Origin of the sequence: Halomonas sp. Ps84H-12, assembly GCF_024124725.1 — a bacterium.
Taxonomy (GTDB): Bacteria; Pseudomonadota; Gammaproteobacteria; order Pseudomonadales; family Halomonadaceae; genus Vreelandella; species Vreelandella aquamarina.
Window position 1 is genome coordinate 1 of sequence record NZ_JAMXSJ010000007.1, and the last position, 12,812, is coordinate 12,812.

A 12,812-nucleotide genomic window follows, 5' to 3' on the forward strand; every position below is an offset into this window, starting at 1 on the left:
ACCGCCAACTCTGTCGAAAGGTTATGGGGCACTATGCGTACTACGGGATAACCCACAACATCGAGTCTCTGCAACGCTTCCAATACAGGGTTCAGACAACCTGGATCAAGTGGCTCAGGAGGCGATCACAGAGAGGATGGTTCCCGTGGGAGAAGGCAAGGCAACTGTTGCTGACACTCCCGTTACCGCGAGCGAGAATCGTGCACCGAGCGTCCTTCGTGTGAACCTGACGGTTGAGGAGCCGAGTGCGTCAATCGCGCACGCTCGGATCTGTGGGGGGCCGGAACGAGCAATCGTCCGGTCTACCCGACCAATAACTCGGCAATGCTGCTCACGGCGTCACCGTCGCGTAACCACTCCAACACATCAGCCAGGCGATAACGGATACTGCGACCACGGCGCACAAACTTAGGCGCTGGGCGGCCAAGCAGTAGGCCAGTAATACGGCTCTTGCGGGCGGTGGCAGGCTGTGCGGGTATTAGGTGCGGGAATATGGCGCGTTCGGGCAGTTCAATTAAGGCGGGGTCAAAGCCAGCACGATAGCGCTCAAGGGCGCTATCTAGCAGGGCAGTAGGGGCTTGGGTTTTGTCAGTCATAGCAGCGTCTCGTTGTTGCTGGGGTACGCTGCTAATGGTGGGCTAGCCTCGAATCTAAAAATATGCGTTTAGCTAGCAGACTGTATATATGCTGGTGGTTACTTTCTCTCCCTCAGCCAGTCGTATATGGTTCGAAACTTTACTGGTTCACGCTTTGCAATTTCGTGAGCTGCTTCACGCAGGCTTTTGAACTCGCCTTTATCTTGGTCGTAGTACTCGTAGACTTGAGTTTTGATCCATTCAGTTTCTGAGTGCCTTGCTTTGGCAGCTTTTGAGGCTTTTTTTGATGACTCGTTTTGAATTAGCTCCCATTCCTTTAGCTTGCTTGAGAGACTATAAAACCATTGATAGCTGTCAGCTCCCAAGCCATCCATTAGCCATGAGATGATTAAACTGTCTAGCGCTTGAAGGATAAATGAGTTGATGCCGATCTCAATCCAACCTCGCTCGGCTTCATCGCAATATGGCCATGAACCGATCATCATATTTACTGCAATGGCAGCGCCTCCCATATCCTCCAGCTCTGAGAGTTCAAGAGGTTTCCGGTTCTCATTTACAAATACTTTGTTGCCCCGAGCGTACTCTTCACGGCATCGAATTAGCCAAGGAGAGATACTTAAGTAACAGATTTTTTCTAGTTGGCCATTATCGGTTAAACCTCCTTCAACTACCTTGTCGATTGCATCAAAAGCCTTCTTTCCTAAACGCCATGCTTCGTCGCTTTCAAATTGGCGTGATGTGCTGCTCATTAGACAAAACTGTGGAGTGCTTCGCTTGAATGTCTGGATGGCATCAAGCTCTCCCATTTGGTATTCAAAAATGGACAGTGTTTTTTTAGAGAATTCTTCCTGCCAATCGACTTCGTTAAATGTTGCAGGGTCTATGGCTACATAGTCTTCATACACAGCGCTACTCCTAACGCTTGCACTCCAATTAGGTTGGCTGGCTAACGCGGTGGAGTTATCCGCGCTTTCGGGTGTACGGCCCTAGCCAGCCAAAGCGTGCGGCAGTGGCCGCGTTACTCTTCTAGCGTGAGTTGGCGTACATGGATGCCCATAGCGGTCGCCAGCTTCTTTAGGGTGGTGTGGCGGGGCTTAGCGTTGGCGCTTTCCCACTGGGCAACTTGTGCCTGGGATACGTTCAAGCGTCTTGCTAGCTCGGCTTGTGTGACGCCAAGGTATTCACGCCAGCAGCGGTTTAGCGGCACATCATCGACCAAGTGGCGGCTGACAATTTCGTGAGGCAGCGTCAACGCATCCACTTCCCCGGCACGCTCTACCAGGGCAGTAAATTGCTCTAACGGCAGCACGGCATAGCGGCGGCCTGCCTGTTCGCTAATCTGGTAATCAATAGGTGCGTTCATCGCGTTTTTTCACCTCCTCGATAGAGACCACTTGCAGGCCCGTTTCCACATCGAACAGCACGCGATAACGGCCTACACGTAGGCGATATTGGTACTGGTGGCGGGTGAGGGGCTTAATGTCGTGGGTCTCTTTACACTCTGGCCAAGTGGCTAGGCTGCCCACCCGTTTAATGACCATGGCGCGGTCAGACGCATGTAACTTCTTGGCTTGTTTGGCCGCTTTGAGCGTCCATTGCACTTGATAGGTCATAAGGTTTTATAAGTTTAGGCGTTGGTTGAGACAACGGCAAGCGCTGGCAGTGTTTCTTGTGTAGCGTTCGGCGTCTGCTTTACCAGTGTTTCTACAATGTCGCGGGTGTGATCCGGGCGCAGGTGGGCGTAATGCTGAATGGTGGTCTGTATATCGCTGTGGGCCATGAGTTTAGAAACGGCGAGTAAGTCAGCTCCCGCCATCACCAGTTGAGAAGCGAAGTTGTGGCGCAGGGTATAAAGCACCAATTCATCAGGTAGCCCGGCAAGCGTGCGCACTCTGGCCCATGGCTTTTGCATGGCTGTTCTATCAAAGCGCTTTCCTGATTGCGGGTTGGGGAATACTAAGCCGCTCTTGGGCTTGCCTTGCTGTTCATGCCAAACATTCAGCACATAAGCGGCAGCGCTAGAAAGCGGAAAGGTCATAGGCTCAGCATGGTGGTGCGCGGTTTTCTCTATGGTCTTGCGGATCGTCTTAAACGCCAAGTTGACGTGCTCCCAACGCAGGCCCGTAATATCACCCGGTCGAAACCCGGTGTAGTACATGGTAAGCACCCATGGCATCACATGATCCACATACGTAACGTGATCCAGGTCGGGCAGGTAGGCTTTGCCATGGGCGCGACTGCTGCGGCGCTGCTCGCGCTTTTCCTGTTGATAGGCTTCAAGGCCAGCAAACAGCGCTTTCACTTCATCCGGTTCTAAGTAGCGACGTTGGCTTGCCTGCTCGGCTAAGTCGTCATCATTCAGGGCTGGGCGCTGTAAGTTCACACGCGCCAGCGGGTTGGTGGGAATCACGTCACGTTCAGCGGCATGGGCGAGAAGGCCGCACAACGCATCAAAGGAGCGCTTTAGCGTGCTAAAAGCGCGTGGCTTGTCGGCGCTCTCCTGCTCGGCCTGCCAGCGCTCCACATCTGCACGGGTAATATCGCCCATTGGCTTTTCCAGCCAGCTAGAAAAATCCTTCTCAATACGGCGTAAGGTGCCCGCACCATCCTTGCGGCGCTTCTGGTAGGCAGTGTAGGGGCCATTAAGGTAAGCGCGGAGCGTTTGCTGCTGCTGGCGTTGGCTTTCTACTTTGGCGGCTTCAATCGCGGCGCGTGGGTCGCCACCTTGTGCCACGATACCCAGCGCTTCGGCAGCATCCCGGCGAGCTTGGGCCAGCGTCAATGCGCCATAGGTGCCTAGCGTCATCATACGGCGCTTACCTGTTTTGGTGCGGTAGTAGAGTCGAAAGGTAAGGCCGCGTTTACCATAGCGCACATGAAAGCCGCCTAGCTCGGTATCCCATACATCACCAGAAGGCTGTTCACGCGCCAGCCTTTCAATGCTTTTGGCGGTCAGCTTTATACGGGTTTCCGTGCCTGCCATGGTGCGCCTCATTTTCTAGGTGACAAATAGGTGACACTTAGAGGATATATCTAGGCACATTCAGCAACAAGCGTAAACTAATGACTGAGTGATAAGTGGCTGTATTTGAAGAGTATATTTGCTTTCTTTTGTTGATGCTTGTTTCTGCTAATATACCGGGTAAACGCAATGGGGTTGCAAAGGTCGCAGGTTCGAATCCTGTCACTCCGACCAATACTAAAACGGTCGCTTGCGTTTATCGCAGCGGCCGTTTTTTTATGCCTGTTATTTCGGCTCAAAAATTGGCCCCCAGCGATAGGGGCCAAGGCGTGTTTGGGACTGTCGTACTAATTACTCCCAGTTACCTCGCTCGAGGAATGCTGTTTACCCATGTGCTCCGTTGGGGAAGGGCCATTAACCTTGCGCTTTATGGTCGGCGAGTGCTGTAGCCACCGCTTCTTCCCATTGGCCTGCGGTAATTCCCCAATGCTCCATTTCCGCTTGGTCGGGTGAACCTTCCGCAGCGCTATTGAGCTCTTCTGCGGAGTAGCGCTCAAAACAGTGCTTCGCAAAAGCTTTGGTTTTGCCATCTTGCAACTGGTTAATCATTTCCATGTATGACTCCTTTCCTTGATAAGAATCTGCCAATAATCGCGAGTGACTGCGCGGTTATTGCAGGCTTCAGTGTAGCGGCTCTCGCATCATTGTGCAGAGTGTTAACGCAATGATGTTATGTCAGCAGGGCATCCAAGATGATTTTCAGTGCGATGCTCGCCAACAAACACATAATGAGATTATCAAACCAGCGGTGGGGTAACCGCCTGCCAAGTTGTGCACCAATAGGCATGGCGGCGAGTATTACAAGCAATGCGCCCAGGCTGTAGAGCGTGCGCTCACCCGTAAGAATGCCAGCACTGAGTAGTGCAGGTATTTGCACGAGGGTAATGGCAACGAAAAATACCGAAATTGAGCCAATAAAAACGCGACGCTCAAGCTGCATGGCATTCAAAAAAGTGACTGAGGCAGGGGCTGACATGCCCGCAGCGCCTTGAAGCACACCCGCCAACAAACCGACGGGGAGTACAATTCGCTTTGCGACCGTAAAGGGTAGCGTTGCGGTACGCTTGGCCAGCTTGATGATGAGATACAGAAGGATTGCTGCAGCGACGCCTAGCGATAGCAGTGTTGGTGAGAGCACTACTAGCCCCCAGGTGCCAAGTACAATGCCAGCGCCACCGGCTACGGCAAATGAGAGTAGAAAGCGCAGGGGGAGAAGGTGCTGGCGGTACTGCCATACCTGAAGCGCATTGCTAAAAAGATTGGGAGCTACCAACACTGCAATGGCCAGCTTAACGTCATAAAGCATGGTCAATACAGGTACAACGACCACCGGCACTCCCGAGCCAATTGCTCCCTTAATAATCCCCGCAATGGCGAAAGTGAGCAGTGCAATAATCACGGCGAGTTTCCTTGAGCAGGCATCATGGGCGATACCTGCTATGGGTGAAGCGCTAAGGGCCTATCTAAGCACGTAGCAGGGCGTATAGGGTTGTCCATCAAGCTTCATGCGCCCTTGGGCAACAAAGGAGCTAAGCAACGCGTCTAAACGCTGCATCAATTCTGGCTCAGCGGTGAGCTCGAAGGGGCCATGAGCTTCAATGGCGCGAATGCCCGGCTCTTTCACGTTACCCGCCACAATGCCGGAGAAAGCGCGCCTTAGGTTGGCGGCCAGCTCGTGGGTGGGCTGCTGGCGGTGAAGGGCCAGGCCGCGCATCGCTTCGTGGGTGGGCTCAAAGGGTGCTTGAAACTCACGGGCGATGGTTAAGCGCCAGTTGTAGTAGAAGGCGTCTTGATGTTGGCGGCGGAAATCGGCAATTTGGTCAATGCCTTCGCGCATTGTGCGAGCAACGGCCACCGGGTCGCCCGTAATAATTGTGTAGTAGCGGCGAATCTCTTCACCGAGGGTGTATACCAGGAATTCATCGATTTTCTGAAAGTAAGCCGCGGAGTTGGCAGGGCCGGTAAAGATGAGGGGGAAGGGGATCTCCCGGTTGCTGGGGTGCAACAGAATACCCAGCAAATAGAGAATCTCTTCTGCGGTGCCCACGCCACCGGGGAAGACAATAATGCCGTGGCCTAGACGCACAAACGCTTCTAGACGTTTCTCGATATCCGGCATGACGACGAGCTCGTTAACGATGGGGTTAGGTGCTTCGGCAGCGATAATACCGGGCTCCGAGATGCCCAGGTAACGGCCATCTTTACGGCGCTGTTTGGCATGCGCTACGTTGGCTCCTTTCATCGGGCCTTTCATAGCCCCAGGCCCACAGCCGGTGCAGATATCTAAATCGCGCAAGCCCAAGTGGTAGCCCACATCCTTGGTGTACTCGTACTCTTCGCGGGAAATAGAGTGCCCGCCCCAGCACACCACTAAACTAGGGTCACGACCAGGTTTAAGAGTGCCCGCCTTGCGCAGGATATGAAACACCGCATTGGTGGTGCCTTCGCCCGTACTGAGATCAAAGCGCTTGTGGTGCTGAATTTCGTTATAAACATACACAATGTCGCGAATGATGGATGAGAGATGTTCGCGGATACCGCGAATCATGCGTCCATCTACAAACGCTTCTGCGGGCGCGTTAGTCAGCTTTAGGCGAATGCCGCGATCTTGCTGCAGTACTTCAATGTCGAAATCTTTATAGGCTTCGAGAATGGCCAAGCTGTCATCAGTAGCGCTACCGCAATTAAGTACGGCAAGCGCGCAGCGGCGCAGTAAATCGTGCAAACCACTTTTAGACGTGCTCTTGAGCCGATTAACCTCATGCTGCGAGAGGACTTCAAGGCTTCCTTCAGGAGAAATAATGCTGGAAATCGTGGCACGAGGCGCTGGGGTTTGCGTCATTAGTCTGGCTGTCCCTAAGAGTGTTAGTAACGAACCTGCATACTAGCACGGCGCTTGGCGCTGTTCAGCAATGCGGCTAAGCGCCCGTCTTAGCAGCGTTTGTGCTACGCTAGGGGCCTGCAAGCGCACGCGGCTGCGGGTGCGATAGCACGTCACAATAGTGCTTCACGTCAGCGCCTTACGATGATGGATAATGAGGATGTTGCTTAAACCCTATGTTTAATGCCCAATACTTTCGGACGTTTATAACGTTAGTGGAAACCGGTAGTTTCACACGAACGGCGCGTCGTTTAGAGATGACGCAGCCTGGGGTTAGCCAGCATATTCGTAAGTTGGAGAGCTATCTTGGCAAAACGCTGTTAGAGCGCCGTGGCAGAAGTTTTACCCTGACCGAATCGGGCCGCCGTGCCTATGATTACGCACTTAAGCTGTTTGCCGAACATGAGCAGTTCCGGCATGGCTTGGATGATGACTCGCTGGATAGCGGCGAATGCCGGATTGCATCCCCAGGCAGCGTAGGGCTGATGTTTTACCCGTATATTCTCGGTCAACAGCAGATGCACCCTAACCTGACCGTTAACTATAGCTTTGCGTTTAACCACGAGATTGTCAACGACCTGCTCGAAGGCCGCTACGATATCGGCATTGTGACCGAGCAGGTTAACCACCCTGAGCTCACTTGCACGGTATGGCACAAAGAGCCGCTCTGCTTGGTCGTACCTGCCGATTTTGCAGGCAGTACGCTGTCAGAGTTAATGGGTATCGGTTTTATCAACTACTACGATGGGATTAACCACGCCAACGCGCTGCTGCGGGCGAACTATCCCGATGAATTTCGCTCCATGACTCATTTCCGTCATCAAGGGTTCACCAATGAAGTGAGCATGGTGCTGGACGCAGTGGCGAGGGGGCTTGGCTTTACGGTGGTCTCGCGCTTAGTGCTCGAAACATCGCCGTGGCAGCGGCAGGTGAAGGCGTTAGCGCTTCCCCAAGCGATTAACGAAGTGCTCTATCTTCTTCGTCGCCAAGATTCTGTCCTACCTAAACGCTATGAAAAGCTGTTGAACGGCTTTCATGATCAGCGTCTCCAAGAAAAAACGCCCCTGATACCCGAGTAAACGGGCCAGAGGCGTTTCCTATCGCGCTATGGGTTCTGCTTAACGGCGATACTCGTCAATGCTGGGGCAGGAGCAGATCAACTGCCGATCACCAAAGACGTTATCGACGCGATTCACTGAGGGCCAGTATTTCGACGCCATCACTGCTTCGGTGGGGAAGGCACCTAGCTGGCGGTCATAAGGCCGCTCCCATGCGCTATCCATTAGGTCGGCTTGTGTGTGTGGCGCATTCACCAGCGGGTTATTATCCAGCGGCCACTCGCCGCTCTCTACTCGTGCAATCTCTTCACGAATTGCAATCATCGCATCGCAGAAGCGGTCAATTTCGTAGAGTGATTCAGATTCCGTGGGCTCAATCATCAGCGTACCCGGTACTGGGAACGACATGGTGGGGGCATGGAAGCCGTAATCCATCAAACGTTTGGCGATATCTTCTTCACTAATACCAGACGCGCTCTTCAGCGGACGAATATCAATGATGCACTCATGGGCGACATTGCCGTTCTGGCCGCGATAGAGAATCGGATAGGACGCTTCTAAACGCTTGGCAATATAGTTGGCGTTAAGAATGGCCAGCTCGGTGGCTTCACGCAGGCCACGGGCACCCATCATCTTAATGTACGCCCACGAGATCGGCAGAATGGAAGCGCTGCCAAAGGCTGCCGCCGACACTGCGCCGCTCTCTGGGTTAACGCCGTTGATGGGCGTCACCACATGGTTAGGCACAAACGGGGCAAGGTGCGCTTTAACGCCGATCGGGCCCATACCTGGACCACCGCCTCCGTGGGGGATGCAGAATGTTTTGTGCAAGTTCAGGTGAGACACGTCGCCGCCGAAGTCACCAGGGCGAGTGAGGCCAACCTGAGCATTCATGTTAGCGCCATCGACGTAAACTTGGCCGCCATGCTGGTGCACCACTTCGCATACTTTGCGAACGTGCGACTCAAAGACGCCGTGGGTGGACGGGTAGGTAATCATCACCGCTGAAAGCCGCTCGCTGTGCTGCTGGGCTTTGCGGGTCAAATCCTCTAAATCGATGTTGCCGTTAGCATCGCACTCCACCACCACCACTTCCATGCTCAGCATGGCGGCAGAGGCCGGGTTAGTGCCGTGGGCGGAGCTTGGAATCAAGCACACATCACGGTGAGCTTCACCTTGAGCTGCCTGATAGCGGCGAATCGCCAGCAAGCCCGCGTATTCACCCTGCGCGCCTGAGTTAGGCTGCATCGAGATATGGTCATAGCCGGTGACTTCGACTAAGAACGCTGCCAGCTCATCAATCATCTGATGGTAGCCCGCCACCTGATCACGCGGCGCAAATGGGTGCAGGTTGGAAAACGCAGGCCATGAGACAGGAATCATCTCGCTAGTCGCGTTGAGCTTCATGGTGCAGGAACCTAGCGGGATCATGGCATGGGCCAGCGACAGGTCTTTGTTCTCAAGACGCTTTAGGTAGCGCAGCATTTCGGTTTCGCTGCGGTAGCGATTGAAGGTCGGATGTTCAAGAAAATCGCTTTCCCGCTGGTAGGCGGCCGGAATACCGCTCAGCTTATCGGTCACTACCTGGTCATCCAACACTGCCACGGCCAGACCATGCTCATCGCCCAGCAGGACGTCGAATAGGGCGGCGACATCGTGAGCGGTGGTCGTTTCATCCAGGCTGATACCCACATCGCCATTGGCGAAGTAGTGCAGGTTGATATCGTGGGTCATGGCGCGGCCGTGAATCTTGCCTGCGTCTACCTGGGTAAGGCGTAGCGTATCGAACCAGGTGTTATTCGCTAGTTGAACGCCGGCTTGCTGTAAGCCGGTAGCCAGCACAGTAGTCAGGCGGTGAACGCGACCGGCAATTTTGCGTAGGCCTTCTGCGCCATGATAGGTGGCGTAGAAACCGGCAATATTGGCTAGTAGCGCTTGTGCGGTACAGATATTCGACGTCGCTTTCTCACGGCGAATGTGCTGCTCGCGGGTTTGCATGGCCATGCGCAGCGCGGTTTTGCCACGGCTGTCTTTAGAGACGCCGATAATCCGCCCTGGGATCGAGCGCTTGAGTTTGTCGGAGGTAGCGAAGAACGCCGCATGCGGGCCGCCAAAGCCCATGGGCACACCAAAGCGCTGCGAGTTACCTACGACAATATCCGCACCCATCGCGCCCGGCTCTTTCAGCAGCACCAGGCTAAGCAGGTCGGTGGCCACGCAGGTCATAATGCCGCGCTCTTGAGCCGCCTTTAGCATCGGGGCTAAGTCGCTGACGCTGCCGCTGGCAGAGGGGTACTGAACCAGAGCGCCAAACACATCGTGTTCGGCAAGGCTTTCGGCGGGGCCGGTGATCAGCTCAAAGCCAAAGAACTCGGCACGGGTTTTGACGACATCTAACGTTTGCGGAAAGAGGTCGTCAGCCACGAAGAACGCGTTCGACTTGCTCTTTTTATTGCCGCGCTTACACAGTGCCATGGCTTCTGCGGCGGCGGTGGCCTCATCCAGCAGGGAGGCGTTGGCAAGCTCCATGCCGGTTAAATCCATAATCACCTGCTGGAAGTTTAGCAATCCCTCCAGACGGCCCTGGGAAATTTCGGGCTGGTAAGGCGTGTAAGCGGTATACCAACCGGGGTTTTCCAGCACGTTGCGCTGAATCACTGCGGGCATGTGGGTGTTGTAGTAACCCTGGCCAATATAGCTTTTGCTGACGCGGTTCTGGCGCGCTAACTGGCTCAAATATTCAAGGGCTTCCGCTTCACTGCGGGGGTCGTCAAGGGCAAGTTCGCGACCTAGGCGAATATCGCTAGGCACGGTTTGCTCAATCAGGTCTTCCATGCGCTGCATATTGAGCGCTTTTAACATGGTGGCGACATCATCGGGGCTGGGCCCGTTATGGCGTTTGATAAAAGCATCGTGGTCGGCCAGTTCGGCCAAACGGCGTGATTCAAAAGGCATGGGGGGAGATTCCGGACGTAATGAGAAAACCGTGCAGAGGCGATAATAAAGCGCCTGCCGCAGGGGCAGGCGCTTTGGCTACATGACTTAGGCGTCGGCGCTCAGCGTCGCTTGATACGCATCGGCGTCTAAGAGATCTTCAAAGGCTTGGTCGGTAACACGCACTTTCATAATCCAGCCGCCTTCATAGGGGGCGTCGTTCACCGTTTCGGGAGCGTCTTCGAGGGCTTCGTTCACTTCAATTACTTCGCCATTGACCGGCGAGTAAAGGTCAGAGGCCGCTTTCACGGATTCAATGACGCCAAACTCTTTCCCTTTGCTTAGGGATTGGCCAACTTCGGGCAGTTCAACAAATACCACATCGCCTAGCGCTTCTTGCGCGTGGTCGGTGATGCCGATGGTGACGGTGCCATCTTGATGATCAAGCACCCATTCATGGCTGGCAGCGTAACGAAGATTGGCAGGAAGATTGCTCATAGTGATTCCCTTATAAAATCAGTGGACAGAACGAAAGCATACTAGCGCTTGTCGTTCGCCTTGGCGACTGTGGCCAGCTCGCAGTGAGCGTAAGTGGGTATATGGTACCGTGTTTCTTATCGGAAACAAATTTCTTCATTGCCTCCAAAAGGCTAAAAATGGATGCTCTTTTTCTGTTGTTTCAGTGCGCCAGCCAGTTTCAAAAAGAGCAGCTTTCTCTATCAGCAGGCGACATTGGCATGGAAGCGCACTAAGAAAATAGTGTAAAACATACCCATCATCCGTTTTTCCAGCGTTAATTAAGCGCTATGGTGGGAACGCTTGGTGATTCCATCTGCTATCGGATGGAGCGGGTGAACAACCTAACCTTCATAACAAATGCATTAATCAATTGGGTAAGGAGAGTCGTGTGGAAACGTTAACAAGCCTATTAGGGGCCATTAACGGCGTGGTGTGGGGCCCGTTAATGCTGATCCTGCTATTGGGGGTGGGTATCTACCTGCAGATTGGCTTGAAACTGATGCCGATACGTAAACTCGGCATGGGTTTCAAGCTAATGTGGCAAGGCCGCGATGCCAAGCCATCCGATAAAACCTCTGCAAAACCCGGCGATGAGGGGGAAATTTCTCCCTTTAACGCGTTGATGACAGCACTGTCTGCGACGATTGGTACCGGTAATATTGCCGGTGTGGCAACGGCCATCGCATTAGGTGGCCCAGGTGCTGTGTTCTGGATGTGGATTACCGCACTGGTGGGTATGGCGACCAAGTTTGCCGAGGCAGTGCTGGCAGTACGCTACCGGGAAACCGATAGCACCGGCTATCACGTGGGTGGGCCGATGTTTTACATCAAAAATGGTCTGGGCCGTAAGTGGCTGTGGCTGGGCGGTCTGTTCTCGTTCTTTGGTGCTGTTGCCGCGTTCGGGATTGGTAATACCGTGCAGTCTAACTCTGTGGCTGACGCCATGGATGCCACCTTTGGTGTTCCTCACTGGTTAACCGGCGTTATCATCATGGTACTGGCCGGTGCAGTGATATTGGGTGGCATCAAGCGCATTGCCAAGGTGGCTGGTAAGCTGGTACCGGTGATGGGCATTGCTTATGTGATTGCGGGCTTGCTGGTGCTGATCGTTAATGCGGGCCAAATCGGTGACGCCTTTGGGCTGATCTTCTACTACGCCTTCAACCCCATGGCAGCAGCCGGTGGCTTTGCCGGTGCTGCGGTAATGGCCGCCATCCGCTTTGGCGTGGCGCGGGGTATTTTCTCCAATGAAGCAGGTCTGGGCAGTGCACCGATTGCTCACGCTGCTGCGCAGACGAAAAACCCGGTTCGTCAGGGCTTGATTGCCATGCTGGGTACGTTCATTGATACCATCATCGTGTGTACCATCACGGCGCTGGTGATCTTGACCTCTACCGTATGGATGGAAGGCGAAGCGGGCGCTTCGCTCACCGCGCTCTCCTTTGATGCGGCGCTGCCTGGCTTTGGTAATCAGATCGTGGCCATTGCGCTAGCAATCTTTGCTTTTACCACCATTCTTGGCTGGTCGTTTTACGGTGAGAAATGCTGCCAGTTCCTGTTCGGTACGCGCTCTATTATGCTGTACCGAGTGCTGTTCGTACTGGCTATTCCGCTGGGTGCAGTTGCGCAATTGGGCTTTATCTGGCTGATGGCAGACACCTTCAACGCGATGATGGCGATTCCTAACCTCATTGCCCTGGCGCTGCTGTCTCCGGTTGTCTTTAAGCTCACTCGGGATTATTTCGCTGGTAAGGACGTGCTGCCGGGTGAAGCCCTGGATCATGATAAATAAGGCCTGCCTG

Annotated in this window: 12 protein-coding genes; 2 read left to right on the top strand and 10 right to left on the bottom strand. The window is 54.1% G+C overall.

What is annotated here, in order from left to right:
• Positions 1 to 302 precede the first annotated feature (302 nt).
• From NH344_RS04970 to ppnN, 8 genes are all read right to left on the bottom strand, one after another.
• Positions 303 to 596, bottom strand: a complete 294-nt coding sequence (locus tag NH344_RS04970; protein WP_044630526.1) for a hypothetical protein — start codon at positions 594 to 596, stop codon at positions 303 to 305.
• A 98-nt stretch (positions 597 to 694) separates the two neighbouring features.
• Positions 695 to 1,501: a hypothetical protein gene (locus NH344_RS04975; RefSeq protein WP_044630527.1), complete on the bottom strand. Its 807-nt coding sequence runs from the start codon at positions 1,499 to 1,501 to the stop codon at positions 695 to 697.
• 113 nt (positions 1,502 to 1,614) lie between these two features.
• Positions 1,615 to 1,959, bottom strand: coding sequence for a helix-turn-helix transcriptional regulator (locus NH344_RS04980; protein WP_044630528.1), 345 nt, complete (start codon positions 1,957 to 1,959; stop codon positions 1,615 to 1,617).
• Positions 1,943 to 2,209 carry a type II toxin-antitoxin system RelE/ParE family toxin gene (locus NH344_RS04985; RefSeq protein ID WP_044630529.1) on the bottom strand — a complete coding sequence of 89 codons (267 nt, stop codon included), beginning with the start codon at positions 2,207 to 2,209 and terminating at the stop codon, positions 1,943 to 1,945. Before NH344_RS04985 ends, NH344_RS04980 begins: the two co-directional genes overlap by 17 nt.
• 14 nt (positions 2,210 to 2,223) lie before the next feature.
• A complete protein-coding gene (locus tag NH344_RS04990) occupies positions 2,224 to 3,579 on the bottom strand; it encodes a site-specific integrase (RefSeq protein WP_044630530.1) in 1,356 nt (451 codons plus the stop codon).
• Positions 3,580 to 3,972: 393 nt separating this feature from the next.
• The gene (locus NH344_RS04995) at positions 3,973 to 4,173 is read right to left on the bottom strand and encodes a hypothetical protein (protein ID WP_044630531.1); all 201 of its coding nucleotides are present in this window, start codon (positions 4,171 to 4,173) and stop codon (positions 3,973 to 3,975) included.
• A gap of 115 nt (positions 4,174 to 4,288) precedes the next feature.
• Positions 4,289 to 5,017 carry a sulfite exporter TauE/SafE family protein gene (locus NH344_RS05000; protein ID WP_089674423.1) on the bottom strand — a complete coding sequence of 243 codons (729 nt, stop codon included), beginning with the start codon at positions 5,015 to 5,017 and terminating at the stop codon, positions 4,289 to 4,291.
• 60 nt (positions 5,018 to 5,077) lie between these two features.
• Complete coding sequence (gene ppnN, locus NH344_RS05005; protein ID WP_044630533.1) at positions 5,078 to 6,460, bottom strand: nucleotide 5'-monophosphate nucleosidase PpnN; 1,383 nt, start codon at positions 6,458 to 6,460, stop codon at positions 5,078 to 5,080.
• A gap of 215 nt (positions 6,461 to 6,675) precedes the next feature.
• Between ppnN and NH344_RS05010 the strand changes: the two genes are divergently transcribed.
• On the top strand, positions 6,676 to 7,578 hold the full coding sequence (locus NH344_RS05010; protein ID WP_044630534.1) for a LysR family transcriptional regulator: 903 nt from the start codon (positions 6,676 to 6,678) through the stop codon (positions 7,576 to 7,578).
• Positions 7,579 to 7,617: 39 nt separating this feature from the next.
• On the opposite strand, the gene gcvP is transcribed toward NH344_RS05010, so the two are convergent.
• Both gcvP and gcvH read right to left on the bottom strand, forming a co-directional pair.
• The gene (gene gcvP, locus NH344_RS05015; protein ID WP_062360749.1) at positions 7,618 to 10,512 is read right to left on the bottom strand and encodes an aminomethyl-transferring glycine dehydrogenase; all 2,895 of its coding nucleotides are present in this window, start codon (positions 10,510 to 10,512) and stop codon (positions 7,618 to 7,620) included.
• Between the two features lie 87 nt (positions 10,513 to 10,599).
• Entirely contained in the window at positions 10,600 to 10,989 is a 390-nt protein-coding gene (gcvH, locus tag NH344_RS05020; protein ID WP_172416131.1) for a glycine cleavage system protein GcvH, read from the bottom strand.
• A 409-nt stretch (positions 10,990 to 11,398) separates the two neighbouring features.
• Here gcvH and NH344_RS05025 point away from each other — a divergent pair, with 409 nt between their 5' ends.
• Positions 11,399 to 12,802 (top strand): sodium:alanine symporter family protein, encoded by a 1,404-nt coding sequence (locus NH344_RS05025; RefSeq protein WP_089674425.1) that lies wholly within the window; start codon positions 11,399 to 11,401, stop codon positions 12,800 to 12,802.
• Positions 12,803 to 12,812 lie beyond the last annotated feature (10 nt).